Consider the following 25,787-nt stretch of genomic DNA (forward strand, 5'->3'; position numbering starts at 1 on the left):
CAGGATTTTGCCGCAACCGACCCCAACCAGAAATGGGGTGTCGATATTTCCTATGTCTGGACCCGTGAGGGCTGGCTTTACCTGGCGGTCGTTATCGACATGTTCTCACGCCGCGTCATCGGCTGGGATGTCAGCGATAGGCTACACCGCGAGTTGGCCATCAATGCTCTTCGAAAAGCCATTACCATGCGTCGTCCAAAGCCCGGCCTGATCCATCACTCCGACCGCGGCAGTCAATATTGTGCCATGGATTATCAGGCCATACTGCGCAGAAATGGCATCCTGATCTCGATGTCGGGAAAGGGAAATTGTTACGATAACGCGATGGTCGAAACCTTCTTCAAGACGCTGAAATCAGAGCTGATCTGGAGAACCGTCTACCACACACGCAAACAGGCCAAAATCGCCATTGCCCGATACATCGATGGCTTCTACAATCCCATCAGGCGACACTCTGCGCTTGACTACCTAAGCCCCGCACAGTTCGAGAGACTGGCCGCTTGAACTGAAATCGCCTCTCCACTTTTCCGAAGCAAGTCCAGTATTTCGTTAGACATCTGTTGCCTCAATCCTTGCGAAGGGGGCGAAAGCTCATGCGGTGCAAGGGACAGGCGCCGTGCTCCTCAATGGCCTGTCTGTGGGCTGCTGTGCCGTAACCGGCATGGCCAGCAAAGCCATATTCTGGATACAGCTCTCCGGCTTGCTCCATCATCCTGTCACGCATCACCTTGGCAATGATCGAGGCGGCGGCGATGGAAACGGAGCGGCTGTCACCCTTGATGACGGCGCGACCGGGGCATGCGATGCCGGGTGGCACATCCTTGCCATCGGCCAGAATGATTGCCGGGCGTGTCGTCAGTCCCAGGATCGAGCGGCGCATGGCATCGAGGCTGGCGCGCAGAATATTCCTGTCATCAATCGTTGCAGGCGACGATGAGGCGATGGAGACAATCGAGGTCTTGAGAATGATCTCGAACAGGCTTTCACGTCTAGCTTTGGAAAGCTGTTTGGAATCGTTCAGCCCATCGGGAATATTATCAGGATCGAGAATAACAGCCGCAGCAACCACCGGTCCTGCCAGCGGCCCGCGCCCGGCCTCATCGGTGCCCGCAACCGGCCAGAAACCCTGTTTGCGGCAATCGGTTTCAATGCTGAAATCCGGACCTGTTGGCGCGAAATCAAAAAGGACAGGAGAGTCGGGTGGCATACGCTTTTTCATGCGGCGGAAACTCGCATGCCAACCCGATCTCCTGCAAGCCCCGGTGTGATGAAATTGCAGCAAGTACCAGAGCGGCGGCAAAGGTGGTTCTGCTGACCAGCCCCTGTCATCATGACAAAAGCGGTGGGGTCATCACAAAGCGGTCCGGGGATCGGTTCGCGGCAGGGACGACGCGAACGATGTCGTTCAAATGTAACCACGCTCCAGGCAATGGAAGTAGCCCCTGGGTCAACGAATGACCACGGACGAAACTGCCTGCCTGCGGCAGTGTGAGAGGTTCAGAGAAGCGAAAGCTGCACGCCAGCGCCTCCTGGTGGTACAAACAGGTCGTCGCGCAACTGGATGCCACGACGCACCATGCCGAGGCGTTTGGTTGCCATTTCAAAACGTCTGCCAATCTGCCACGCGTAGGGACCGGCGCCCTTCATGCGTTTGCCAAACTCGGCATCGTAATCCTTGCCATCGCGCATGGAACGGATGAGCGACATGACATGCCTGTAGCGATCAGGGTAGTTGCGCAACAACCAGTCACGAAATAGCGGGCTGACTTCGAGTGGCAGTCGCAGCAATACATAACTGGCTTCGGTGGCGCCTGCTGCCTTTGCCGAATCAAGGATGCGCTCGATCTCATGATCGTTCAGAGAAGGAATGACTGGTGCGACCATGACCGAGGTGGAAATACCGGCGTCAGTCAACTGCCTGATCGCGTCGAGCCGTTTTTCCGGCGTTGAGGCGCGCGGCTCCATACTGCGGGCCAGCTTCTTGTCCAGCGTGGTTACCGAAAGTGCCACCTTGACCAGCCCCTTCTTTGCCAAGGGGACGAGCAGATCGATATCGCGGGTCACCAGAGCCGATTTTGTCACGATGGCGACCGGATGTTCAGCCTTGGCCAGAACTTCAAGGATCTGCCGCATGATGCGCCATTCCCGTTCGATCGGCTGGTAGGGATCGGTGTTGGTGCCAATGGCAATGGTGCGCGGTTTGTAGCCGGGCTTTGCCAGTTCCCGTTCCAGAAGTTTCGCAGCATCAGGCTTGGCAAACAGCCGCGCTTCAAAATCAATACCGGCGGACAGGCCCATATAGCTGTGGCTCGGACGCGCAAAACAATAGACGCAGCCATGCTCGCAACCACGGTAAGGATTGATGGAACGATCAAACGGGATATCGGGCGATTCGTTGCGGGTGATGATTGAGCGCGGCTTTTCGACCTGCACCTCGGTCTTGAAGGCAGGCAGGTCTTCCAGCGTCTGCCAACCGTCGTCAAAGGCTTCTCGTGTCTCGGCCTCGAAACGTCCCGGCGGATTAAGCCCAGCACCGCGCCCTCGGCGGCGATCAATCTCGATACGCAGGCCGGATGCATTTGCAAGCGCGTTGGCAATATCTGCCGTATGGGCAGGCGCGAATGCGGCTTGCCCCGAAAGCATATGGTTTGTCATCTGGTTGCTCCGTGCGAAAACGACTCTGTCGCCTCGATGACTAAATTCCTATGCCACAAATGAGAACATTGCAAGAACAAACTGTGTAAACAGACTGTGGAATTTTTTTTCGCGATACGATAATGCTTTTACCTATGTTGACCGTAATCATGGAATGCCGCGATCAGGAACCGGAGTTGGCGCACACGCTGTCCACGCTTGTTTCCGGTGCTGTCGAAGGGCTGGTGAGTGATGTCGTTATATTGGACCACGGTTCGCGCGATGGTTCATCGCGCGTCGCGGATGCGGCTGGCTGCCGGTTTCACGGCGAATGGGATATAAAGGATGTCGTCGAATCGGCGCGGGGTGAATGGCTGCTGTTGATGGAGCCGGGTGCCCGCCCACAAAGCGGCTGGATTGAGGACATTCAGGAATATGTGGCCCTGAACCGGGTTCCGGCACGATTTTCTCCGTCCCGCAATTACAAACGCCCATTGCTGCGTCGTATCGTGAAGAAACAACCGCCTCTGGAATATGGCCTGCTTTTGCCCAAACATCAGGCCGCCAGTCTGGCAAAATCGGGCATGGCTTTGTCGCATTTTGCCCGTGGTCAAAAAATGCGGCGTCTCAGTGCCGAAATCATTCCGTCCTGGGTGGTCACGGCGGCCCGTGAGCAGCGATAGCTGAGGCCGCCAAAGCGGTTATCCGCGTTTGAGATGCTCATCCAGACGCGGCATGATCTCAACGAAATTGCACGGCATGTGGCGGTAATCGAGCTGCGCTTTCAAAATGCCATCCCACGCATCCTTGCAGGCACCTGGAGAGCCGGGCAGCACGAATATATAGGTGGCATTGGCCACGCCACCGGTGGCGCGTGACTGGATGGTAGACGTGCCGATCTTGTCATAGGAAATGCGGTGAAAGACATCTGAGAAACCGTCCATGCGTTTCTCAAACAGCGGCTCCAGTGCCTCAGGCGTGACATCGCGCCCGGTAAACCCCGTGCCACCCGTGGTAATCACCACGTCCACAGCATCCGACAATGTCCAGTCACGAACGGTGTTGAAAATCGCTTGCTTGTCATCCGGCACGATGGCGCGGTCTGCCAGCTTGTGACCTGCATCGGTTATTCTGGCAACCAGCGTGTCACCGGATTTGTCATTGTCCAGCGTACGCGTGTCGGACACAGTCAAAACGGCAATATTGACCGGAATGAACTGGCGGGGGCTGTCGCTCATGGCTGGGCTTCCTGTTTCGTCATAGTTGCCTGAAAATACCAGTCTGGCCGTAGGTCTTTCAATACGGTCTCGGCTTTCTGTGCTGCCTCAAAGGACGAGAAAAGACCAAAGCAGGTCGCACCCGAACCGGACATGCGCACAAGGCTGGCGCCCTGTTCTTCTAGCAGCTGCGACACTTCGCTGATGACAGGCAGAGCGGCGATGGCGGGGGCCTGCAGATCATTGCGCAGCCCGGCAACGAAGGCTGGCCAGTCACCACTCGCCTGCGGCAAGGACGTCGGAATGGCCGGGTTGTTTTTTATGGTGAGCCTGCGGAAAATCTCAGGTGTCGAAACGCCGATCAAAGGGTTTGCCAGCACCATGGCAAAGGTGGGCAATTCAGGCAGCGATGTCAGTTCCTCGCCGATACCCCGCGCCATCAGGGGCGTGCCGGCAAAACACATCGGCACATCGGCACCAAGCGACAGTGCAATGTTGTCTAGTGTGGCCTGTGGCAGCGTGCAGCTCCAGAAACGTAAGAGCCCACGCAGGGTCGCGGCTGCATCAGCAGAGCCGCCCCCAATGCCTGAAGCGATCGGCAGGTTCTTTTCCAGCTCAAGCGCCACGGGCGGTGCAGTCTGTCCGCTGGCTACAACGGCCTGTCGCAACAGATCGCGGGCGCGCAGCACCAGATTGTCGCTTAAACCATCATTGTCGGTGAGCTTTGCTGCAAAGGCGCCGGAAATCGAGAAATGGTCCTCATCAGCCGTCGCAAAAAACAGCCTGTCACCGGCATCGGTGAATGTGACCAGTGTTTCGAGCAGATGATAGCCATCCGCCCTTTGCCCCACCACATGCAGGGCAAGGTTGATTTTGGCCGGAGCGGTTTCAGAAAACTCTGCCGCTCCGGAAAAGGCCTTGATGGTCATGCGTCAAATCAGGATTTTTTGTCTGGCGTCGGTGCTGCCGGCTCTTCCGGCTTTGCGTCCTTCTTCGCGGTATTTTCCGCATCCTTTTCCAATGGCGGCAGGCCATTGGCGATCTTTTCCTTCACCTTGGCTTTATCAACATCATCGCTGTCGCCGATCAATGCGCGGTTCCACTGGTAAACAGCTTCAACCTTGCGGCCGACGCGCCAGTAAACATCACCAAGGTGGTCGTTGATGGTTGGGTCACCAGCACGCAGTTCAATTGCGCGCTCCAGTTCGACAACCGCCTCGTCAAACTGGCCGAGGCGATAATGTGCCCAGCCGAGCGAATCGACGATGTAACCGTCATTGGGGCGAAGCTCCACGGCGCGGCGGATCATGTCCATCGCTTCGTCGAGGTGCAAGTTCTTGTCGACCCAGGAATAACCGAGATAGTTGAGAACCTGCGGCTGTTCCGGATTCAGTTCCAGAGCCTTCTTGAAGTTGGGCTCGGCCTGGTCCCATTCCTTCAGGCGCTCATAGGCAATGCCGCGCTGGAAATACACGGCCCAGTCGCCACGCTTTGCCACTGGCCCGAGGATTTCAACGGCTTTGTCGTAGTTCTCAGCCATTGCCTTGTAGTCTTTGGCATCGGAAAGAACGCTGCCATAGGCGAGGTAGCTGCGAATATCGTTAGGGTCAGATGCCAACAGCGATTTCAGGTGCGCCCGTGCCTCATCCACCTTGCCGGTCTGGGCAAGGGTAAGACCGAGCTGCAATTCGGAAATGCGGTGCATTGGCGAATTGGCTGGCACTTTCGAATAAAATTCGATGGCACGTTCAGGCTGCTTGAGGTTTTCGGCAAGACCGCCGAGCAGGATCAGCGTATCGGCGCTGTTGGAATCCAGCTCGTTGGCAACCTGCAGGTAAAGCGTGACGATTTCTTCCGCACCTTCGCGGTTCAGCGCGCCGGCGATGGAAAACAGAACGGCTGCGGCACCCTCCGTTGCGGTGGTGACCTGCTGGTCTGGCTTCTCACCCTTTTCAATGCTTTCGCGCAGAGCCTTCAACGGGGCATAGTTGTTGGCAAAGTCGTCACCGACAGAAATGGCGTCCAGTGCCTTCTGTTTGTTGCCAGCCTTTGCCTCCAGACGGGCAAGTGCCATGACCGCACGCATATAGGTGTCGCTGGCGGTGGCACCACCTTCACGGTCGGTGATGGCGGCGTTGAGGCGGCTACGCGCTACCTCAATGTTGCCAGCGACCAGCGCCATGGCACCGGCATGATAATTCTTGAAAATGGCGTACCAGCCGGGGCCCTTCATGCCGTCGATCATCGCAAGGGCTTCCTTGCTCTTGCCGGATCCGGCTGTGGCCCACGCGGTCAAAAGCGTGTTGACCATTTTGTCGAGGTCATTCGGGCCGGTGTACTTCAACAGTTTTTCGGCTGCCGTGAACTCTTTTTTGCGCATAGCATCAAGCGCACGCACGATGGTGGTGACGCGCTCGACGGACGAATCGTCCTTGAGGCTTTCGGCAATTTTTGCACCCTGATCGAAATTGCCATTCAGCAACTGCGCAATCATCAGACGCTGGCGAATTTCCGTATTGGCAGGGTCGAAATCCAGAGCCTTGGTATAAAGGGTAATCGCCGTTGTATAATCCTGATCAACATCCGCTGTCCGGGCTGCGAGAAACGCGCCTGAGAATGAATTGACCTTGGATGGATCGAACGTGTCGGCCTTTTCAGCGGGTTTCGTTTCAGCATGGGCTATCTGCGGCACCACACCCATGGTGAGAGAGGCCAGAAAAGCCACGCCACAGAGAAAACGAGATGCTGGTTTGCGCCGCATGTGGAAACCCTTGATTGGTGCCGAAGCACTGAAAATACAACTTGCCATTCTTCGTCACAACAGAATGGCTTTTTTGGAGCAGGCTCGCAACCAAATCCGTTTTTGATTGCGTGACGTCGTGGAAATGGCTTTTCGCCAGCGAGCCAGCCGTTGGTTCAAAACTTTGGCAGCGCGCTGCGCCGCCTCAGTTCACACGTTCGATGCAGAAATCGATCACTTCCATCAGCGCGGATTTCCATGGCGTTTCCGGCAGTGGTGCAAGCGCATCACGGGCAATCGTGCCATAATGCACGGCGCGCGTGATGGTGTCGGAAAGGCCGTTGTATTTGGTGATTAGGCCAAGCGCTTTTTCGAGGTTCTCGTCGGAGCTTTCGCCGTTTTCAATGGCGTTTTTCCAGAACAACCGCTCGTCGGCGCTGCCGCGACGATAAGAGAGGATCACCGGAAGGGTGATCTTGCCTTCACGGAAATCGTCACCGACATTTTTGCCGAGGTCGGCAGCCTTGCCGCCGTAATCGAGAACGTCATCCACCAACTGGAAGGCAAGGCCAAGGTTCATGCCGTAGGATTTCAGCGCATTGCGCTCGGCCTTGGTTGTCTTGGCAACGATCGGGCCAACTTCAGCGGCCGCAGCAAACAAGGCGGCAGTCTTGGCGCGGATAACCGAGAGATAATCGTCTTCCGTCGTTTCCATGTTCTTGGCAACGGAAAGCTGCAGAACTTCACCTTCGGCAATGACCGAAGCGGCAGTGGACAGAACATCAAGTGCATCGAGAGAACCAACTTCCACCATCATGCGGAAGGCCTGGCCGAGCAGGAAGTCGCCCACCAAAACGCTGGCCTGGTTGCCCCAGATGGTGCGTGCCGTGGATTTGCCGCGGCGCAGATTGCTTTCGTCCACCACGTCATCATGCAGCAGGGTTGCCGTGTGCATGAACTCGACGCTGGTTGCCAGTTTGATATGGTGATCGCCCGTATAACCAAACATGGCGGCAGAGGCGAGGGTGAGCATGGGGCGCAGGCGCTTGCCACCGGAGGAGATCAGATGGTTGGCGACCTCCGGGATCATCTGCACATCCGAACCAGCCTTGGAAAGAATAAGCTGATTCACCCGCTCCATGTCTGCTTTTGTCAGCTCGACGAGCGGTTTTACGGATGCGTGTTTGTTTTTGCTCTCTTCAAGCGGTATGACGATGCCCAACGGCCCGGACTCCTGTTCATAATTTCGATTGGACAATAGAAAGGGGCGCTTTGCGCGGCAAGTGGCGAATTGCCACTGGGCATTCAAAATTATGGGATTATCGTTGATATGCTGGAAATAATCCGCACAAACGATGCGGTTCTTCTGTCCTTCGCGGAAACACTTTTGAGTGAAGCGGGGATTCATTGCATGATAGCAGACCAGTCCATGAGCATATTGGAAGGGTCACTAGGCCTTTTGCCTCGGCGTTTTCTTGTCGAGGAAGGGCGTGCAGAAGAGGCCCGCGCCATTCTGCGCGAAGCAGGTCTTGCTGCCGAATTGCGTGACGACAAGGCCTGAGGCTGCCAATGTCTGGGAGTGATGACGAAACAATCGATGCCTTTCATCGTGGGCGTTTTCTGGTGGCGCAGCCAAAGGGGCGCGGGCATCGTTCCGGCATGGATGCCATGTTGCTTGCCTCGCTTGTGGCAGATGACCGGATGTGCCGCGTTGCCGATCTTGGGGCCGGGGCTGGCGCTGCCGGCATGGCCGTGGCGTCGCGCCTGCCAAAGGCTGAGGTTTCCCTGTTCGAACGTTCGGACGAAATGGTTGCCTTTGCCGAGCGAAGCCTGAAACTTCCGCAAAACGCCTATTTTGCAGACCGTATTTCGGTGCATGCAGCCGATGTGACGCTGCGGGCCAAGGCCCGTGCAGAAGCCGGATTGCAGGATAATTATTTTGATCATGTGATCATGAACCCGCCTTTCAATGATGCCTCGGACCGCCGCACGCCGGATGGTCTGAAGGCGCAGGCGCATGCCATGACGGAAACATTGTTTGAGGACTGGCTGCGAACGGCTGCGGCCGTCCTGATTCCAGGAGGTCAGCTTTCCCTTATCGCCAGACCGGAATCGGTTGGCGAGCTGATCAGTGCTTGCGGCAAGCGTTTTGGCGGTCTTGAAATAACCCTTGTTCATCCGCGTCCCGGCCAAAATGCCGTCCGTGTGCTGGTCACCGCGATAAAGGGATCGCGTGCGCGCCTCTCTTTCCGTGCAGCCTTGGTCATGCATGCACAGGAAGGCCACGCCTTTTCCAGTTTCGTTGATGATCTCAGCAATGGCCGTGCGGCCTATGCGCGCAAGCCCCTGAAAGCCGGTTGAAATCAAAGATTTTTTATTGCTGGCCATTGCGTTTGACGCTTCGATGCATACATCACCAAACGAGAGCAGGATGCTTCATACTTGCTGAAAACTGGTGCGGTTTTCGCAGCGTGGCGTCCGCAAATAAGTAGCAGAGGCAGGTATATGGCAGGTTTTTTGAGGCGGCTTTTGCCCAAGCGTTTTCGCAAACGGGAGATTGTGATCCCGGTGGTGAGAATGCATGGCGCTATCATGGCAGGTGGCAGCCAGTTCCGTCCGGCCCTCAATCTCGCCACCTATGCGCCACTGCTTGAAAAGGCCTTTTCCAACAAGGACGCGCCGGTCGTCGCCATCTCGCTGAACTCACCGGGGGGATCGCCGGTGCAGTCGCGGATGATCTATCAGCGCATTCGGATGCTGGCCGAAGAAAATGACAAGAAGGTCCTGATCTTTGTGGAAGATGTGGCCGCGTCAGGCGGTTACATGATCGCGCTTGCCGGTGACGAAATCATTGCCGATCCGACCTCGATTGTTGGTTCCATCGGTGTCGTGTCCGGCGGGTTCGGTTTTCCGGAACTGCTGAAGAAGATCGGTGTCGAACGGCGCGTTTATACCGCCGGTGAAAACAAGGCGATCCTCGATCCTTTCCAGCCGGAAAAGGAAAGCGACGTTGAATATCTGAAAACCCTGCAGATCGAAATTCACAAGGTTTTCATGGATATGGTGCGGATGCGCCGTGGCGACAAACTGGCGGATGATCCGTTTATTTTTTCCGGTCTGTTCTGGACCGGCATGCGCGGTCTTGACCTCGGTTTGATCGATGGTTTGGGTGACATGCGCGACGTGTTGCGCCGTCGTTATGGCAAGAAGGTGCGGCTGGAACTGGTTACAGGTGCGCGAAGCCTGTTCGGGAAACGGGTTCCTGGCGTGTCGCTGAACGCGGAACACATTGCCGCAGCCTCTGTTGCAGGACTTGCGGAGGTGGCTGAAGAAAAGGCATTGTGGGGACGTTTCGGCCTGTAATCCGCCTCGCGTCGATATGTGAGGCTGTTTAAAAAGCCCGACATCAAACAAAAAAGACAAGGCAGCGGGAATGGCCAAGTTCATCCGCTGTTTTTGGCCAATCGTGCCAAGGGGAACGCAGTATGGCGCAAATTATCTTTCTGGTGGTCCTGATCGGCGGGGCTCTGCTTTTGTATCGGCGGTTTATCTCCGATGCGGAAAAGCTGTCTGCACGCGCACGGCAAGAGCGCAAGGAAAAGGAAACCGGCGCAACAGGTACTTTGGTCAAGGATCCGGAAACAGGTGAATATCGTCTCAAAAAGGATGATGAGGTCTGATCTTTAAACATTCGAACGGTGATTGCTGCCGGTTGAAAAGTCACAGCTGGCTGTGCCTGTGCGCAACCGGCTCCAGCAACTGCTCAGTCTCTGTCTGGAACGCATAAAACCTTGACCCGTCGCGCCGGTCGTGGCACCTGTCCGCATCCGAAATAAGCAAGTGCTGGCCTATCCCATGACCGACGTTCCAGATCATATGAACCCAAAGCGTTCTTTTCAGGCGCTCATTCTGACGCTCCATAACTACTGGGCTGACAAGGGCTGCGCCGTTTTGCAGCCTTATGATATGGAAGTGGGCGCTGGTACGTTCCACCCTGCAACGACATTGCGCGCTCTCGGCCCAAAACCGTGGAAGGCCGCTTACGTGCAGCCATCGCGCCGTCCGTCGGATGGCCGTTATGGTGAAAACCCCAACCGCTTGCAGCATTATTACCAGTATCAGGTCATTCTGAAGCCGAACCCGTCCAATCTGCAAGAGCTGTACCTCGGTTCGCTGCGCGCCATTGGTCTTGACCCGTTGCTGCACGACGTACGTTTTGTTGAAGACGACTGGGAAAGCCCGACGCTTGGCGCATGGGGCCTTGGCTGGGAATGCTGGTGCGATGGCATGGAAGTGTCGCAGTTCACCTATTTCCAGCAGGTTTGCGGTATTGAATGCTCGCCTGTTGCTGGTGAATTGACATACGGTCTTGAGCGTCTTGCCATGTATGTGCAGGGCGTGGACAATGTTTACGACCTGAACTTCAACGGCCGCGAAGGCGACGAGAAAATCTCCTACGGCGATGTCTTCCTGCAGGCAGAACAGGAATATTCCCGTCACAACTTCGAATTTGCCAACACTGAAATGCTGCATCGCCACTTCATAGATGCGGAAAAGGAATGCCAGGCACTGCTGGCAGCCGGTGCGCCAGGCGATGACAGCAACCAGGCGCTGCACAAGTGCGTTTTTCCGGCCTATGACCAGTGCATCAAGGCAAGCCATGTCTTCAACCTGCTGGATGCCCGCGGCGTTATCTCGGTTACCGAGCGCCAGAGCTACATCTTGCGGGTTCGCACGCTGGCCAAGGCTTGCGGCGAAGCATTCCTGCTCACCGATGCCGGTGGCGCAAATTGGAACAAGGCAGCCTGAACAGGGCGAACCGTTTGCGCACAGACAAGCAGTGACAATATTCCGGGGAGGGAATATTGTCCCGCAGCAAATGACCTGGAACATGAAGTTGCCGCTACCACTTCAGTGAGAGCGGACTTCATGCTCTCAGTGGTCACGTAGGAGAGGGGTGTCCTGAATGTTTACTGCGCTTGCGATTATCGCTGCCGTTCTTGTTTATGCCGTCATCGTTTATAACGGGCTGGTCAAATCCCGGCAGATGGTGGAGGAGGCATGGTCGGGCATCGACGTGCAGCTCAAGCGCCGTGCAGACCTGATCCCCAACCTCATCGAAACGGTGAAGGGCTATGCAGCCCACGAAAAAAGCACGCTGGAAGAGGTCATAAACCTTCGCAACAAGGCGCAGGCTGTTCCCGCTGGTGATGTTGCGGGACGTGCGCAGGCCGAAGGCATGCTGGGACAGGCACTGGGCAAGCTGTTTGCCCTGGCTGAAGCCTATCCCGACCTCAAGGCCAATCAGGGCTTTCTCGATTTGCAGGCCTCCCTTGAAACTCTTGAAGGTGAGATCCAGATGTCACGTCGGTATTACAACGGCGCGGCTCGTGATCTGAACGTCAAGGTGGAAAGCTTCCCGTCCAATCTGGTGGCGCGGAATTTCGGCTTTAGCAAAGCCAGCTATTTCGAAATCACCAACGAAGCAGATCGCGCCGTTCCTTCCGTGAAATTCTGAAACGCCGACAACAGGGCGTCATCCCGCTTGCGCGGGAAACCATGAGATGCAAATGACCGAATTGACGATTACTCCTCCCGGCAGACCTCTTACCGGTAAGGTGCAGCCTCCCGGCTCGAAATCAATCACCAACCGTGTGCTGCTGTTGGCCGGCATGGCCAAGGGCGTTAGCCGGCTGACCGGCGCGCTGAAAAGCGATGACACGCTTTATATGGCTGACGCGCTGCGTGCCATGGGCGTGACAGTTGATGAGCCGGATGAAACAACTTTTGTGGTGGAGAGCAAAGGTTATCTCAGCCAGCCGGAAAACCCGTTGTTTCTGGGCAATGCAGGTACGGCGACCCGCTTTTTGACGGCCGCTGCCGCACTGGTTGACGGGGCCGTCATCGTTGATGGCGACGAACATATGCGCAAACGTCCCATCACACCACTGGTGGAGGCCCTGCGCTCGCTGGGCGTTGAGGCCGATGCACCGACCGGATGCCCGCCAGTCACCGTGTGTGGCAAAAAAGGCTTTCTCAATGACAAGGTGACCATCGACGCCAATCTGTCCAGCCAGTATGTGTCGGCGCTGCTGATGGCAGCCGCCTGCGCGGGTAAACCGATCGATATCATTTTGGCGGGCGAGGAAATCGGTGCCAAGGGTTATATCGATCTCACCGTCACAGCCATGGAAGCATTCGGTGCCAAGGTCACACGCGTCAGCCCGGCTGTCTGGCGTGTTGAGCCCACCGGCTACACCGCAACCGATTTCCACATTGAGCCAGACGCATCTGCTGCCACCTATCTCTGGGGCGCAGAAGTGCTGACCGGTGGCAAGATCGATATCGGTACACCGGCCGACAAGTTCTCGCAGCCGGATGCCCGCGCCTATGACGTGATTGCGCAATTTCCCAATCTGCCAGCGGTCATTGACGGCAGCCAGATGCAGGATGCCATTCCGACCATTGCGGTTCTTGCTGCCTATAACAAAACGCCAGTGCGTTTCGTCGGCATCGCCAATCTGCGTGTCAAGGAATGCGACCGTGTGCGTGCCCTGTCGCTGGGGCTGAACAATATTCGTGAAGGTCTGGCACATGAGGAAGGTGACGATCTGATCGTTCATTCTGATCCTGCCCTGGCGGGACAGAATGTGACGGCATCCATCGACACGTTCCACGACCACCGCATTGCCATGAGCTTCGCGTTGGCTGGCCTGAAAACCGGTGGGATCGCCATCCAGAATCCGCTGTGTGTGGGCAAGACCTACCCCGGATACTGGAAGGCGCTGGCCTCGCTTGGGGTTGAATACACAGAAGCTTGAAATTGCTGAAACAGCAGGAGGTCCGGATGAAAATCCTTGTTGCAAGACTACTGGGCCTGCTGCTGTTTTTGGCTGTTTCGCCCGCTCTGGCGGAAGAATATATCCAGTCCTATCATTCGGTGATCGATGTCGCGCCAAATAGCGAATTGACGGTGACCGAAACCATCAAGGTCAACTCCGAAGGCGTCACCATCAGGCGCGGAATTTTCCGTGACTTCCCGCTTTATGCCGAAAATGCCGAGGGTCGCCGCACCAAGGTTGATTTTTCTATCGTGTCGGTGGAGCGCGACGGCATGCCAGAGGACTGGCACACCGAGAGTATTTCCGGCGGGGTGCGTATCTACACCGGTAGTGCCGATCGGCTGTTGCAACCCGGCGAACATACCTACCAGATCACCTACACCACCGGACGGCAGATCCGTTATTTCGATGGTTATGACGAGCTCTACTGGAATGTGACCGGCAATGGCTGGCAGTTCCGCATGGCCGAAATTTCCGCAACCGTCGTGTTGCCGGATGGGGTCAGCCCGAGCGAGACAGCGGTCTTTACCGGAGCGGCAGGACAGGCCAGTGGAGATGCGCAGGTGATGACCGAGGGGAACGAAGTGTTCTTCTCCAGCACTCGGCCCTATGCGGAAGGCGAAGGCATGACCATCGCCGTCAAATTGCCGAAAGGTGCCATTTCCCCACCGTCATCTGGGCAGGAAAGCCAGTGGTACCTTCGCGACAATGCCGGATATCTGCTGTCCTTTGTCGGACTGATTGTCATTGCTCTCTATTACCTCAGGGCATGGTTTGCGGTGGGTCGAGATCCTTCCAAGGGCGTGGTCGTGCCGCGCTGGGATGCGCCGGAAGGGATTTCACCAGCACTGGTGAACTACATAGATAATAACGGTTTTTCAGGTGCTGGATGGATTGCACTTTCGGCAAGCGCCCTTGACCTTGCTGTCAAAGGGTTCGTGGTTCTCGAAGACTTGAAAAGTTCGATCACCATTCGCCGCACCGACAAGAAGGCTGATCCAGCGCTGCCAACCGGCCAAAAGGCACTGTTGCAGAGCATTGGTGAGCCGGGGGCAGAACTGCGCATTGACAAGGCCAATGGCAAGAGGGTCGAGACGGTTGGGAGTCAGTTCCGGCAGTCGATCGAAAAAGAGCATAGCGGCAAATATTACCATTCCAATGCCGGTTATACGCTGTTTGGTGTTTTTCTCAGTATCGCCTTTATAGTCGCCGTTCTGGTGTTTGGCGATCTGGACGAAGACGTGATCGCAGCGGCAATCATCGGCATGTTTTTTGCCGTGTTCTTCAGTATTGCCGCAACGGTCATCGGCAAGAATTTGCGCGATAATAGCAGCCTTTCAAAGAAGATTGCTGGCATCGTTGTTGGGGCCTTCTTTGCGTTTTCTGCGATCAGCATGTTTGCAAGCATCATGTCGGAGATGTGGTTCGATCTAAGCCACAGTGCCCAGTTCCCGATCATTCTTGCTCTGGGCGGCATAGCACTGCTCAACGGCCTGTTCATTTTCCTGATGGGTGCGCCAACCCCGCTTGGCCGCAAGATGATGGATGGCATTGAGGGACTGCGCATCTATCTCACATTGGCTGAAAAAGACCGCATGAACATGGCCGGTGCCCCTGAGATGTCACCGTCGCATTTTGAAAAGCTGCTGCCTTATGCCGTGGCACTGGGTGTGGAAAAACCGTGGAGCAGGGCATTTGAAACCTGGCTCGCCACGGCAGCAGCAGGAGCGGCTGCTGCCACTTACGCACCTTCCTGGTATGGCGGCAATTACAGCGGCGGTTTTGGCGATCGGATCGGCGGTTTCTCGTCCTCCATGGCCTCGACAATTGCCTCAACCATTCCAGCACCTCCCAAAAGCTCTTCCTCCGGTTTTTCCAGTGGTGGTGGCTCTTCCGGCGGTGGTGGCGGCGGTGGCGGCGGCGGCGGCTGGTAAGTTCGCAAGGGAGTTCGGGGTGGGGCGAAGCCGTTATTCCCCGCACCTGAGAAGCGTAACAGCTCGGTTTTTTGGCGTGATTTTGCCTTGTCGTATCGATGCTGGCCCCGATCCGCTGCATAAACCGCACCTTGTCGGTAATTTAACCGTTTGCCGTGGTGACTTTTTTCACAGGGCTTGCTAAGTCCGCGACACTCTTTTGAAACAGATAAAGTTTTCATCCCATGCCTGATCTTCTGCTTGAACTCCGCTCCGAGGAAATCCCCGCCCGCATGCAGCGCAAGGCGGCCGGTGATCTGAAAAAGCTCGTCACTGACGCGCTGGTTGAGGCTGGCCTGACCTATGATGGCGCACGCGAATACTGGACGCCGCGTCGCCTGACGCTGGACATTCGTGGTCTGAACGCCCGATCTGCCGATGTGAGGGAAGAAAAGAAGGGTCCACGCACCGACGCCAATGAAAAGGCGATCGAAGGCTTTTTGCGTGGCGCCGGCTTGAGCGATATTTCGCAGGCGCAGGTCGTTTCCGATCCGAAGAAGGGTGATTTCTATATCGCCGTTGTCAATAAGCCCGGTCGTCCGGCAGAAGATATCATTGCTGACGTCATGCCCGGCATCATCCGTGGTTTCCCTTGGCCGAAATCCATGCGCTCCGGCCCGGCCTCCATGCCAAAGGGTTCGAGCTATGCTGGCATCGAAGGCAAGGGTTCGGAAAGCTTGCGCTGGGTACGCCCACTGCAGTCCATCGTTTGCCTGTTTGGTCCGGAACATGACGAGACGCAGGTCATTCCGTTTGAAATCGATGGCATTGTGGCTGGCAACGTGACCTATGGTCACCGTTTCCATGCGCCTGAAGCGATCACGGTTCGCCGTTTTGAAGACTATGTCTCCAGCCTCGAAAAGGCCAAGGTCATTCTCGATGCCGAGCGCCGCAAGGATATCATCCTGCATGATGCCAAGGACATTGCATTTGCCAATGGTCTGGAACTGGTCGAGGACGAAGGTCTGCTCGAAGAAGTGTCCGGCCTTGTCGAATGGCCACAGGTGCTGATGGGAACGTTTGAGGAAGATTATCTGCAGATTCCGGCAGAAATCATCCGTTTGACCATCAAGACCAACCAGAAATGTTTCGTGACGCGCCCACAGGGTGCAGAAGAAGGTTTGTCGAACCGCTTCATTCTGGTGTCCAACATCCAGGCAATCGACGGCGGCAAGGAAATCATCCACGGTAACGGCAAGGTCGTGCGTGCACGCCTGTCTGACGCCAAGCACTTCTGGACCCGTGACCAGGGCAACCTGCCAGACCTTGAGACGCTGAAGGCATCTGCCGAGAAGTTCAACCTCGATCTCGGCAAGCCGCTTGATCAGCGCATGGCTAAACTCGACGCGCTCAACGTAACCTTCCATGCCAAACTTGGCACGCAGGGTGAACGTGTTGCCCGTATTAGCGCATTGGCAAAACAGCTTGCGCCAGTCGTTGGTGCCGATGTGGCACTGGTTGACCGTGCCGTTGTGCTGGCCAAGGCTGACCTGCGTACCGAAGCTGTTGGTGAGTTTCCTGAACTTCAGGGTCTGATGGGCCGCAAATATGCGCTGTTGCAGGGCGAAAACGAAAGCGTTGCCGCAGCCATTGAAGAACATTGGAAGCCGCAGGGCCCGACCGACCTCGTACCACGTGACAAGGTCTCGCTGACTGTCGCGCTGGCCGACAAGCTGGACACGTTGACGGGCTTCTGGGCCATCGATGAAAAGCCAACCGGCTCCAAGGATCCGTTTGCGCTGCGTCGTGCAGCCCTTGGTGTTGTGCGCATCATCATGGAGGTTAATGTTCGCCTGCCGCTGCTGTCGGTTATCAAGGATCAGGACCTCCTGTCGTTCTTCCATGACCGCCTGAAAGTGTACCTGCGTGATCTCGGTGCCCGTTATGATCTGATTGACGCGGTTCTGACACCGGAATCAGACGATCTCTTGATGGTCGCACGCCGCGTTGAAGCGCTGACGGCTTTCATCACCGATCAGGATGGCATCAACCTTCTGGCCGGCACCAAGCGCGCCACCCAGCTTCTGGCTGCAGAAGAAAAGAAGGGCACAGTGGTTGCCGACAGTGTTTCGGAAGAACTGCTGAAGCTTGACGCTGAAAAGGCACTCTACGGCGCAATCAAGGTTTCGTCTGCCGATGCCGCCAAGGCTGTTGCCGGCGAAGACTTCCGTTCTGCCATGCAGGCGCTGTCGACGTTGCGTGCTCCGGTCGACAAATTCTTCGAAGACGTACTGGTCAACGATGAAGATGCCGCCATCCGCGCCAACCGTCTGGCACTCTTGAAGGCTATTCGCGAAGCAACCGGCACTGTTGCCGACTTCTCGAAGATTACCGGCTGATAACGGGGCGTCTGGTGGGCGGAAAAATCCTCATCAGCGCCTGTCTTCTGGGCCATGCCGTGCGCTATGACGGCAAGGGGAAGCTGCTTTCCCATCCGGCCATAGAACGCTGGAAAAACGAGGGTCGGCTGGTTTCCATCTGCCCGGAAATGGCAGGTGGCATGTCGGTGCCGCGCCCGCCCGCAGAAATTGAAAATAGTGCCTCCGGTCTTGATGTGCTGGAGGGCCGTGCCCGCGTGCTGGAAATCACCGGTGGTGATGTGACGGCCGAATTCATACGCGGGGCGCAAAAGGCACTGACGTTTGCGCGAGACAACGGCTGCGATTATGCCCTGCTGATCGATGGCAGCCCTTCCTGTGGTTCGATTGCCATTTACGATGGCTCCTTCTCCGGTATAAAACATGCCGGCAACGGCATCACCGCAGCGCTTCTTGCGCAGGCGGGCATCAGCATTTTTTCCCACGCCGAAATTGATCAGCTTGTTCAGTTGACGGCGTGATGCTTGAGCCGGCTTTTGCCTGCGCGCAGATATATCCCACCTCAAGGAACGATAGGCTCGGCTGCGCATTTTAATGCCTGATGAGCTTGTGATTGGGAGGAATAAGCCATGGCCAAAAACACGATTTGCATCTGGTATGACACCGACGCGGAAGAGGCGGCCAATTTTTATGCCGATCTGTTTCCTGACAGCAAGGTCGGAAAGGTGTATCATGCCCCAAGCGATTACCCCTCAGGCAAGAAGGGCAATGTGCTGATGGTTGAGTTCACCGTTGCCGGTGTCGAATGCGTGGGTCTGAATGGTGGGCCGGTGTTCAAGCACAATGAGGCCTTTTCCTTCCAGATCGCCACCGACAGCCAGGAAGAAACCGATCGCTACTGGAATGCTATCGTCGGTAATGGCGGTGAAGAAAGTGAGTGCGGCTGGTGCAAGGACAAGTGGGGCATTTCATGGCAGATTACCCCGCGTGTACTGATGCAGGCGATGGCCGCTGGTGGAGCTGAAGCAAAACGTGCCTTTGATGCCATGATGACCATGAAGAAGATCGACGTGGCAAAGATCGAAGCCGCCCGCCGCGGCTAAGATATGGCACAGGGATATGGCCCAGACAAAAACGCCGGAGATCACTCTCCGGCGTTTTTGTCTTGTCTGATATTATCTCGCGGTCTTAGCTTGCCCGGCGCATCTGCTGGCCCATGCCGTAAAGGCTGCCAGCAGCATTGGATGCAGAGGACACACGGAAGGTGCGGATCAGTGTCAGCAGTTCTTCGGTATCCACGGCAAGCGCTTCTGCCGAGGCTGTGGTTTCTTCTGCCATTGCCGCATTGTGCTGGGTGGCAGCGTCAAGCTGGTTGAGCGACGAGGAGATCGACCGCAGTGTCGTATCCTGCTCGGACGCCGAATGGGCGATCTTGGTGACAATTTCATTGGCCGACTTGATCTGGTCGGAAATGCGTTTCAGCGCATCACCAGCCTCGCCAACCAGACGCACACCGTTTTCGACTTGACCGGATGAGCGGGCAATCTGATCCTTGATTTCCTTGGCTGCTGCTGCAGATTTCTGGGCCAGTTCACGCACTTCCTGCGCCACGACGGCAAAGCCCTTGCCAGCCTCGCCAGCACGCGCGGCCTCAACACCGGCATTCAGTGCCAGCAGGTTGGTCTGGAAGGCGATGTCGTCAATCACGCCGATGATCTTGGAAATCTCATCCGAGGACTGTTCGATGCCGCCCATCGCGCTGATGGCCTGCTCGACGACGAGGTCGCTGCGGCTTGCTTCACCACTGATCGCTGTGACACGTTTTGCCGCTTCATGGGCGCCTTCGGCCGTCTGGCGGACCGCAACGGTCAGCTCGTCAAGCGCTGCAGAGGTTTCTTCGAGATTGGCCGCCTGCAGCTCGGTGCGCTGGGAAAGCTCGTTCGATGCCTTGCGGATTTCTTCCTTGGAGCCACCAATGTCGATGCTCTTGGAATTTACCTTGGCCATGGCCGCATCAAGATGGGTCAGGGCTTCGTTGAAGTTGCTGCGCAGGTCTGCGTAACGTGGACCAAGATCGCCACAACGAACGGTCAGATCACCCTGTGCCAGCTTTTCAAGCGACTGACCGATGATCGTCACCACATGGGCCTGAAGTTCGGCCTCGCTGCGCTGCAGATCGAGGTTGTTCTGACGCTCGGTGTTCAGTTCGCGCTGCTGCTGTTCCTGGCGCTCGACCATTGCGTGGCGTTCGCGCACCTTCTGCTGCAGAGAGGCGGTCGCCTTGGCCATCATGCCCACTTCATTGGTCATGGTCGTGTGGGGAATGTTGATGGCAACATTTTCATTGGCCACTTCACCCAATGCCTTGTGAATATCGGCCAGCGGATTGGAAATGCCACGGATGACAAACAAGGCAGCGCCGACGCCGAGAACAAGAACGGCGATACCAAGGGACAGTGCCTTGAGAACGGAAGCACGAACCTGCGCCTGCAAATCGTCAACATAAACACCGGTGACAACAACAATCTGCCACGGCTCGAAAGCCAGAGCATAAGAGCTTTTCAGGAAAGAACCTTCCATGCCAGGCTTCGGACCATAAAAATCAGTCTGGCCGCCACCGGCACGACCAAGCTTCACCAGCTCGTCACGATACTGGTAACCCTGGCTGTCAGGCTGGCCCTTGTAGTTCTGGCCAACGCGCTTCGCCTCGGGATGGAACATCATTTTGACGTCGTAGTCGTAACCGAACATGTAGCCGTCTGGCGTGTAGCGGATGGCCGAGACGACGGCGTAAGCCTGCTTCTTGGCCTCTTCAGCCGTCAAAGTGCCAGCCTGTTCCTTGGCATGGTACTCCTTGAGGATGGACACCGCAGACTGAACCTGCGTGCGCAGCATGTTATAGCGCTCTTCATAGATCGCGTTCGCGGAAGAGCTGATCTGATAATATGTGGCACCGGCAAATGCGATCATCAAAGTGATGACCAGCAATAACAACTGTCGGGAAATCGGAAGATTTTTCATATCTACTCATCGCGCTTTTGCGGCACCGACTTTTACCGACGGTGGGGCAATATCTATCAATAGGGAGAGCGCATCCTGCACTGGTCATCGTGCTGCATCGCACAATCATGCATTAAAAAAATACATATTGTTGAATAAATATTTAATTGCATAATTATGGTTTGGAAAACCATTTGAGCGGCCGAGTATTTCGCTCTTTATTTCCAGTATCAATAAGTTGAGCTTGTTTTAAAAATGTAACTAATGCGAGAATATTTGTCGAGTTCTTATAAGTACTACATATTAATTACATCAGCGATTTCTGCTGAATGCAAAACTGGATCCGCATGGAATTTTTAGACTGCGGAAATATGCGTTTTGTCAATGTTTTGCACATGAGGTAACGTTTACACACAAAGGGTGTCGAGGCCCATGCCCCAGCACCAATAGTGAACTGCACACGCAAAAACACCCGCATGTGTTAACATGCGGGTGATACTGGATCTCATGGAAACCGGTCACATGCGTGGCGTCTGCTAGTTGTTGAGACGCAGCGAAAAATTACTGAAATCCGGTGGTGCTGTCGCAACTGATGCTCTCACCGGCTCTGTCTGTTGCAGGGTCGGTGTAACGGCTGCGGTCGTTGCAGAGTAGTCAACGCCATCATGGGTTTGAGGTGTCGTATCTGGTGCAGCTGCCAGTGCGGTGCCGGTATCTTGCGGCAACCAGGTCTTGGCTGTGCTGATGTAGACAACCGGCGAACCACCAAGCAAGGCTTCGGTGCGGACCATTTCCTTGCTGCCGTCCACATCGCGGATCTCGGTTTTCTGGACCTCGGATCCAAGCACCGGCGCAACGTAATGGTTAGGCTCGACCTTTTCTTTCAAGGGAGGGCAGGACGCGCAGCCAATCGTCACGATGCTGTTGTTTTCCGTGCGGTCATGGTCAATGACCTCAATGGAAGAGGCCATTGCGACGTGGCTGGTCAGTGCCAGAACTGCTGCCGAAACGATGTAGCGCATGGGCCAATACTCCTTCATTCGAAGGCGTATAATAACCGGACTTCCTTTCCGTCCGGTCAGCAAAGTTGGTAAAGATTGAACGAATAAGCGGCTAGGCGGGTAGCCTGTCAGCCCTGTTCGCGGGCAATTGCCTGCCAGCCAATGTCCTTGCGGCAGAAGCCATTGTCCCACTCAACGCCAGAAAGCAGCAGATAAGCGCGTTTCTGTGCTTCACTTACCGTCTTGCCGGTCGCGGTCACGTTCAATACGCGTCCACCCGTGGCAACAAGCTGTCCGCCCTTGAGGGCTGTGCCGGCATGAAACACCTTGGCGCCTTCATCGGCTTGCGGAATGGCGCGGATCGGCGTGTTCTTTTCGTATGCGGCAGGGTAACCCTTTGATGCCAGAACCACAGTCAAAGCCGTGTCGTCAATCCACTCGGCCGTCACCTTGTCCAGTGTGCCGGTGGCAGTGGCATAGAGAATGGGCAGCAGATCGCTTTTGAGGCGCATCATCAGAACCTGGCATTCCGGATCACCGAAACGCACGTTGTATTCAATCAGCTCCGGACCTTTTTTGGTGATCATCAGGCCAGCAAAAAACACGCCGCTGAACGGATGGCCGTCCTTCGCCATCCCATGAATGGTCGGCTCGATGATTTCCTTCATGGTGCGTTCGACCATATCAGTTGTCATCACAGGGGCAGGGGAGTAAGCGCCCATGCCGCCGGTGTTGGGGCCGGTATCGCCATCGCCCACACGTTTGTGGTCCTGTGCGGTTGCCAGTGCCAGTGCCGTCTTGCCATCGGACAGGCAGAAGAAGCTGGCTTCTTCACCATCCAGAAATGCCTCGACAACAACTTCCGCACCGGCCGCACCAAAGGCACCGTCAAAGCAGTCATCAATGGCAGAAAGCGCTTCGGCTTCGCTCATGGCAACCGTCACGCCCTTGCCAGCGGCAAGTCCATCAGCCTTGATGACGATGGGTGCGCCCTGTTCGCGCACATAGGCCTTGGCAGGTTCTGCTGCCTTGAAACGCTGGTAAGCGCCAGTTGGAATATCGTAGCGAGCGCAAAGATCCTTGGTGAAACCCTTGGATCCCTCAAGCTGGGCGGCAGCCTTGGATGGGCCAAAGGTGGCAATGCCAGCGGCACGCAGGTCATCGGCCAGACCCGCAACCAGCGGAGCCTCGGGACCAACCACCACAAAGTCGATTGCCTTTTCCTTGCTAAAGGCAATGACCGCTGCGTGGTCTTCAACATCAAGCGTAACCAGCGTGGCATGGTCTGCAATGCCAGGATTGCCCGGAGCGGCGTAAAGCGTTTCCAAGAGAGGTGACTGCGCGATTTTCCATGCCAGCGCATGTTCGCGTCCGCCTGAACCGATCAACAGAACCTTCATGCTCATCACCCCTGTAATCTCGTTTCTGCGGCGTTAAGGGCAGGGGGGGCAAAGGTCAAGGTAAAAGCTGCCTTTTCTGGTCTCTTTGTCCCTGCAATCGGCTTTTCTGTGGGTTTGTTCACACTTCGTGTTGTCATGCCATAATCAGTCTCTATGTTCGGCCAGATTTTTTAAAAAAACAGGTCAGAGAACCCAATGTCTGCAGATAATGCCCGCCTTGCACCAGTCATCGCTTCCGAGATCAATGCCCGCCCTGATCAGGTCAAGGCTGCCATAGAGCTGCTGGATGAAGGCGCGACGGTTCCATTCATCGCCCGCTACCGTAAGGAAGTGACCGGTGGTCTGGATGATACGCAGCTTCGTACACTGGCCGAACGGCTGTCCTATCTGCGCGAACTCAATGCCCGCCGGGCTTCGATTGTCGATTCCATCACCGGCCAGGGCAAGATGACCGATGACCTGATGGTCAAGATCGTTTCGGCGGCCACCAAGGCTGAGCTGGAAGATCTTTACCTGCCGTACAAACCAAAGCGCCGCACCCGCGCGGAGATTGCTCGCGAACGTGGCCTTGGACCGTTGGCGGAAGCGATCTGGGACAATCGCAGTGCCGATCCGGTCAAACTGGCAGAGACTTATGTGCAAGGTGAAGTGACCGATGTCAAAGCCGCACTAGAAGGTGCACGTGACATCGTTGCCGAAACCATGACCGAAAATGCCGAACTGCTTGGCCGCCTGCGCGACTACATGCGCCACAATGCGACCTTCCGCGCCAAGGTGGTTGAGGGCAAGGAAGCAGCAGGCGAAAAATTCTCTGACTATTTCGCCCATTCCGAACGCTGGGCCACCGTGCCGGGCCACCGTGCGCTGGCCATGTTGCGTGGCTGGAATGAAGAAGTGCTGACGCTGACCATCGATGTGGATGCCGATGATCCGTCGCCGGTCAAGCCATGCCAGAGAACCATTGCAAACGCCTTTGATATTCGCTCCTGTGGGGCAGGCGATGCCTGGCTGATGGAAGTTGCCGGCTGGACCTGGCGCATCAAGCTCTCCATGTCGCTGTCACTCGACCTGATGCGCGAAATTCGCGAAAGGGCCGAAGAAGAAGCGATCCACGTTTTTGCCCGCAATCTGAAAGACCTGCTTTTGGCCGCTCCTGCCGGTTCGCGCGCCACCATGGGCCTTGATCCGGGCATCCGTACCGGTGTCAAGGTAGCGATTGTTGATGGCACCGGCAAACTGCTCGATACCGCGACCGTTTATCCATTCCCGCCGAGAAACGACATTCGTGGCACGCAGGCCGAACTGGCCAGCCTCATTCGCAAACATGGCGTGGAACTGATTGCCATCGGCAATGGTACCGGCAGCCGCGAAACCGAAAAGCTGGTGGCTGATATGCTGACCCAGCTGACCGGTCCAAAGCCGACCAAGGTTATCGTGTCGGAAGCCGGCGCTTCAGTCTATTCCGCTTCTGAACGTGCCGCTGCCGAATTCCCCAATCTCGATGTTTCAATCCGTGGCGCGGTGTCCATCGCGCGCCGCCTGCAGGACCCGCTGGCAGAACTGGTGAAAATCGAACCGAAGTCGATTGGTGTTGGCCAGTATCAGCACGATGTCGATCAGGGCAAGCTGTCGCGCTCTCTGGATGCCGTGGTTGAAGATGCCGTGAACGCGGTTGGCGTTGATCTGAATACTGCCTCGGCTCCGCTGCTGGCCCGCGTCTCGGGTCTTGGTGCATCGATTGCGGATGCCATTGTGCTACATCGTGACCAGACCGGCCCATTTGCCAGCCGCAAGGACCTGCTGAAAGTGCCGCGCCTTGGCCAGCGCACTTTTGAGCAATGCGCAGGATTTCTGCGTATTCCAAACGGCAAGGAGCCGCTGGATGCATCATCCGTGCACCCGGAAGCCTATGGTGTTGCCAAGAAGATCGTGGCTGCCTGCGGTCGTGATCTGCGCACCTTGATGGGCGATAGCGCCACGTTGAAATCGCTGGATCCGAAAAAGTTCATCGACGAGCAATTTGGTCTGCCAACGGTCAAGGATATTATTGCCGAACTGGAAAAACCGGGCCGTGACCCGCGGCCAAGCTTCAAGACGGCAACCTTTGCGGAAGGTGTTGATGAAATCACCGACCTGAAGCCGGGCATGCTGCTGGAAGGCACGGTGACCAACGTTGCTGCCTTTGGCGCCTTCGTGGATATCGGCGTGCACCAGGATGGTCTGGTTCACGTCTCGCAACTGGCAGACCGTTTCATCAAGGACCCGCATGAGGTTGTCAAAGCCGGTGACGTCGTCAAGGTGAAGGTCGTTGAGGTGGACGTGAAGCGCAAGCGCATCGGTCTGACCATGCGCAAGGATGGTGGTGAAGCAGCACCTCAGCCGATGCGTGAAAAGGGCAATGCGAACGCCATGAAACACGCCAGCGCCAAGCCGCAGGGTCGCGGCAATGACAGTGGCCAATCCGGTGGCGCGCTGGCCGCCGCACTGGCAGAGGCGATGAAACGCCGCTGATCTTATCTTCGATAGACTGACCAACAAAAAACGCCGCGCCGTGGCTTACGGGGCGGCGTTTTTGCATTTGAAATGCATCAATTTTTTTGAAAATTGCCTCTCTTGCAACTTTGGCCGAAAGGAATACGGTTACAAAACTTGATAAGTGAGA

23 protein-coding genes are annotated in these 25,787 nt (G+C 56.2%); 14 read left to right on the forward strand and 9 right to left on the reverse strand.

Annotated features, from left to right (window positions below):
- The coding region (locus RT613_RS17850) for an IS3 family transposase (RefSeq protein ID WP_313617515.1) at window positions 1–504 on the forward strand (504 nt) is incomplete at its 5' end.
- Between the two features lie 61 nt (window positions 505–565).
- Here the strand turns inward: RT613_RS17850 and RT613_RS17855 are convergent.
- On the reverse strand, window positions 566–1,219 hold the full coding sequence (locus RT613_RS17855; RefSeq protein WP_313617517.1) for a ribonuclease HII: 654 nt from the start codon (window positions 1,217–1,219) through the stop codon (window positions 566–568).
- Window positions 1,220–1,497: 278 nt separating this feature from the next.
- Entirely contained in the window at window positions 1,498–2,655 is a 1,158-nt protein-coding gene (locus tag RT613_RS17860; protein WP_313617519.1) for a PA0069 family radical SAM protein, read from the reverse strand.
- 134 nt (window positions 2,656–2,789) lie between these two features.
- On the opposite strand from RT613_RS17860, the gene RT613_RS17865 reads away from it, so the two are divergent.
- Window positions 2,790–3,317, forward strand: coding sequence for a glycosyl transferase (locus RT613_RS17865; RefSeq protein WP_313617584.1), 528 nt, complete (start codon window positions 2,790–2,792; stop codon window positions 3,315–3,317).
- Between the two features lie 18 nt (window positions 3,318–3,335).
- Here the strand turns inward: RT613_RS17865 and moaB are convergent, their stop codons facing one another.
- From moaB to RT613_RS17885, 4 genes are all read right to left on the reverse strand, one after another.
- The gene (moaB, locus tag RT613_RS17870) at window positions 3,336–3,872 is read right to left on the reverse strand and encodes a molybdenum cofactor biosynthesis protein B (protein WP_313617521.1); all 537 of its coding nucleotides are present in this window, start codon (window positions 3,870–3,872) and stop codon (window positions 3,336–3,338) included.
- Window positions 3,869–4,780, reverse strand: coding sequence for a 4-(cytidine 5'-diphospho)-2-C-methyl-D-erythritol kinase (locus tag RT613_RS17875; RefSeq protein ID WP_313617522.1), 912 nt, complete (start codon window positions 4,778–4,780; stop codon window positions 3,869–3,871). Before RT613_RS17875 ends, moaB begins: the two co-directional genes overlap by 4 nt.
- A gap of 8 nt (window positions 4,781–4,788) precedes the next feature.
- Window positions 4,789–6,612, reverse strand: a complete 1,824-nt coding sequence (locus tag RT613_RS17880) for a tetratricopeptide repeat protein (protein WP_313617524.1) — start codon at window positions 6,610–6,612, stop codon at window positions 4,789–4,791.
- A gap of 184 nt (window positions 6,613–6,796) precedes the next feature.
- Window positions 6,797–7,813 carry a polyprenyl synthetase family protein gene (locus RT613_RS17885; RefSeq protein ID WP_313617526.1) on the reverse strand — a complete coding sequence of 339 codons (1,017 nt, stop codon included), beginning with the start codon at window positions 7,811–7,813 and terminating at the stop codon, window positions 6,797–6,799.
- Window positions 7,814–7,921: 108 nt separating this feature from the next.
- Between RT613_RS17885 and RT613_RS17890 the strand changes: the two genes are divergently transcribed.
- The 11 genes from RT613_RS17890 to RT613_RS17940 all read left to right on the forward strand — a co-directional run bounded on the left by RT613_RS17890 (window position 7,922) and on the right by RT613_RS17940 (window position 18,827).
- Window positions 7,922–8,152 (forward strand): DUF2007 domain-containing protein, encoded by a 231-nt coding sequence (locus tag RT613_RS17890; RefSeq protein WP_313617527.1) that lies wholly within the window; start codon window positions 7,922–7,924, stop codon window positions 8,150–8,152.
- Between the two features lie 8 nt (window positions 8,153–8,160).
- The gene (locus RT613_RS17895; RefSeq protein WP_313617529.1) at window positions 8,161–8,952 is read left to right on the forward strand and encodes a tRNA1(Val) (adenine(37)-N6)-methyltransferase; all 792 of its coding nucleotides are present in this window, start codon (window positions 8,161–8,163) and stop codon (window positions 8,950–8,952) included.
- Window positions 8,953–9,096: 144 nt separating this feature from the next.
- Window positions 9,097–9,954 carry a S49 family peptidase gene (locus tag RT613_RS17900; RefSeq protein ID WP_313617531.1) on the forward strand — a complete coding sequence of 286 codons (858 nt, stop codon included), beginning with the start codon at window positions 9,097–9,099 and terminating at the stop codon, window positions 9,952–9,954.
- A 122-nt stretch (window positions 9,955–10,076) separates the two neighbouring features.
- Window positions 10,077–10,271 carry a hypothetical protein gene (locus RT613_RS17905; protein WP_313617533.1) on the forward strand — a complete coding sequence of 65 codons (195 nt, stop codon included), beginning with the start codon at window positions 10,077–10,079 and terminating at the stop codon, window positions 10,269–10,271.
- Between the two features lie 196 nt (window positions 10,272–10,467).
- Entirely contained in the window at window positions 10,468–11,400 is a 933-nt protein-coding gene (locus RT613_RS17910) for a glycine--tRNA ligase subunit alpha (protein ID WP_313617585.1), read from the forward strand.
- A 157-nt stretch (window positions 11,401–11,557) separates the two neighbouring features.
- Window positions 11,558–12,109, forward strand: a complete 552-nt coding sequence (locus RT613_RS17915; protein ID WP_313617535.1) for a LemA family protein — start codon at window positions 11,558–11,560, stop codon at window positions 12,107–12,109.
- Window positions 12,110–12,161: 52 nt separating this feature from the next.
- On the forward strand, window positions 12,162–13,412 hold the full coding sequence (locus tag RT613_RS17920; protein WP_313617537.1) for a 3-phosphoshikimate 1-carboxyvinyltransferase: 1,251 nt from the start codon (window positions 12,162–12,164) through the stop codon (window positions 13,410–13,412).
- A 26-nt stretch (window positions 13,413–13,438) separates the two neighbouring features.
- Entirely contained in the window at window positions 13,439–15,367 is a 1,929-nt protein-coding gene (locus RT613_RS17925; RefSeq protein ID WP_313617539.1) for a DUF2207 domain-containing protein, read from the forward strand.
- Window positions 15,368–15,591: 224 nt separating this feature from the next.
- A complete protein-coding gene (glyS, locus tag RT613_RS17930; protein ID WP_313617541.1) occupies window positions 15,592–17,745 on the forward strand; it encodes a glycine--tRNA ligase subunit beta in 2,154 nt (717 codons plus the stop codon).
- A gap of 14 nt (window positions 17,746–17,759) precedes the next feature.
- Entirely contained in the window at window positions 17,760–18,245 is a 486-nt protein-coding gene (locus RT613_RS17935) for a DUF523 domain-containing protein (protein ID WP_313617543.1), read from the forward strand.
- A gap of 108 nt (window positions 18,246–18,353) precedes the next feature.
- A complete protein-coding gene (locus RT613_RS17940) occupies window positions 18,354–18,827 on the forward strand; it encodes a VOC family protein (RefSeq protein ID WP_313617544.1) in 474 nt (157 codons plus the stop codon).
- Window positions 18,828–18,912: 85 nt separating this feature from the next.
- Here RT613_RS17940 and RT613_RS17945 read toward each other — a convergent pair whose 3' ends face one another.
- The 3 genes from RT613_RS17945 to purD all read right to left on the reverse strand — a co-directional run bounded on the left by RT613_RS17945 (window position 18,913) and on the right by purD (window position 23,125).
- Window positions 18,913–20,745 (reverse strand): methyl-accepting chemotaxis protein, encoded by a 1,833-nt coding sequence (locus tag RT613_RS17945; protein WP_313617546.1) that lies wholly within the window; start codon window positions 20,743–20,745, stop codon window positions 18,913–18,915.
- Between the two features lie 515 nt (window positions 20,746–21,260).
- Window positions 21,261–21,746, reverse strand: a complete 486-nt coding sequence (locus RT613_RS17950) for a plant virulence effector HPE1-like domain-containing protein (protein WP_313617548.1) — start codon at window positions 21,744–21,746, stop codon at window positions 21,261–21,263.
- Window positions 21,747–21,853: 107 nt separating this feature from the next.
- Window positions 21,854–23,125 carry a phosphoribosylamine--glycine ligase gene (purD, locus tag RT613_RS17955; protein WP_313617550.1) on the reverse strand — a complete coding sequence of 424 codons (1,272 nt, stop codon included), beginning with the start codon at window positions 23,123–23,125 and terminating at the stop codon, window positions 21,854–21,856.
- A gap of 195 nt (window positions 23,126–23,320) precedes the next feature.
- On the opposite strand from purD, the gene RT613_RS17960 reads away from it, so the two are divergent.
- A complete protein-coding gene (locus RT613_RS17960) occupies window positions 23,321–25,636 on the forward strand; it encodes a Tex family protein (protein WP_313617552.1) in 2,316 nt (771 codons plus the stop codon).
- Window positions 25,637–25,787: the final 151 nt, after the last annotated feature.

Origin of the sequence: Agrobacterium sp., assembly GCF_032092815.1 — a bacterium.
In the GTDB taxonomy this organism is placed as follows: Bacteria; Pseudomonadota; Alphaproteobacteria; order Rhizobiales; family Rhizobiaceae; genus Agrobacterium.

Bases quoted from the DNA above. Each gene is read 5' to 3' on its own strand.
- RT613_RS17855 (WP_313617517.1), bottom strand. From the start codon at position 1,219: ATGAAAAAGCGTATGCCACCCGACTCTCCTGTCCTTTTTGATTTCGCG.
- RT613_RS17945 (WP_313617546.1), bottom strand. From the start codon at position 20,745: ATGAAAAATCTTCCGATTTCCCGACAGTTGTTATTGCTGGTCATCACT.
- moaB (WP_313617521.1), bottom strand. From the start codon at position 3,872: ATGAGCGACAGCCCCCGCCAGTTCATTCCGGTCAATATTGCCGTTTTG.
- RT613_RS17890 (WP_313617527.1), top strand. From the start codon at position 7,922: ATGCTGGAAATAATCCGCACAAACGATGCGGTTCTTCTGTCCTTCGCG.
- RT613_RS17895 (WP_313617529.1), top strand. From the start codon at position 8,161: ATGTCTGGGAGTGATGACGAAACAATCGATGCCTTTCATCGTGGGCGT.
- RT613_RS17860 (WP_313617519.1), bottom strand. From the start codon at position 2,655: ATGACAAACCATATGCTTTCGGGGCAAGCCGCATTCGCGCCTGCCCAT.
- RT613_RS17950 (WP_313617548.1), bottom strand. From the start codon at position 21,746: ATGCGCTACATCGTTTCGGCAGCAGTTCTGGCACTGACCAGCCACGTC.
- purD (WP_313617550.1), bottom strand. From the start codon at position 23,125: ATGAAGGTTCTGTTGATCGGTTCAGGCGGACGCGAACATGCGCTGGCA.
- RT613_RS17960 (WP_313617552.1), top strand. From the start codon at position 23,321: ATGTCTGCAGATAATGCCCGCCTTGCACCAGTCATCGCTTCCGAGATC.
- glyS (WP_313617541.1), top strand. From the start codon at position 15,592: ATGCCTGATCTTCTGCTTGAACTCCGCTCCGAGGAAATCCCCGCCCGC.
- RT613_RS17880 (WP_313617524.1), bottom strand. From the start codon at position 6,612: ATGCGGCGCAAACCAGCATCTCGTTTTCTCTGTGGCGTGGCTTTTCTG.
- RT613_RS17920 (WP_313617537.1), top strand. From the start codon at position 12,162: ATGACCGAATTGACGATTACTCCTCCCGGCAGACCTCTTACCGGTAAG.
- RT613_RS17865 (WP_313617584.1), top strand. From the start codon at position 2,790: ATGTTGACCGTAATCATGGAATGCCGCGATCAGGAACCGGAGTTGGCG.
- RT613_RS17910 (WP_313617585.1), top strand. From the start codon at position 10,468: ATGAACCCAAAGCGTTCTTTTCAGGCGCTCATTCTGACGCTCCATAAC.
- RT613_RS17875 (WP_313617522.1), bottom strand. From the start codon at position 4,780: ATGACCATCAAGGCCTTTTCCGGAGCGGCAGAGTTTTCTGAAACCGCT.
- RT613_RS17900 (WP_313617531.1), top strand. From the start codon at position 9,097: ATGGCAGGTTTTTTGAGGCGGCTTTTGCCCAAGCGTTTTCGCAAACGG.
- RT613_RS17905 (WP_313617533.1), top strand. From the start codon at position 10,077: ATGGCGCAAATTATCTTTCTGGTGGTCCTGATCGGCGGGGCTCTGCTT.
- RT613_RS17925 (WP_313617539.1), top strand. From the start codon at position 13,439: ATGAAAATCCTTGTTGCAAGACTACTGGGCCTGCTGCTGTTTTTGGCT.
- RT613_RS17915 (WP_313617535.1), top strand. From the start codon at position 11,558: ATGTTTACTGCGCTTGCGATTATCGCTGCCGTTCTTGTTTATGCCGTC.
- RT613_RS17940 (WP_313617544.1), top strand. From the start codon at position 18,354: ATGGCCAAAAACACGATTTGCATCTGGTATGACACCGACGCGGAAGAG.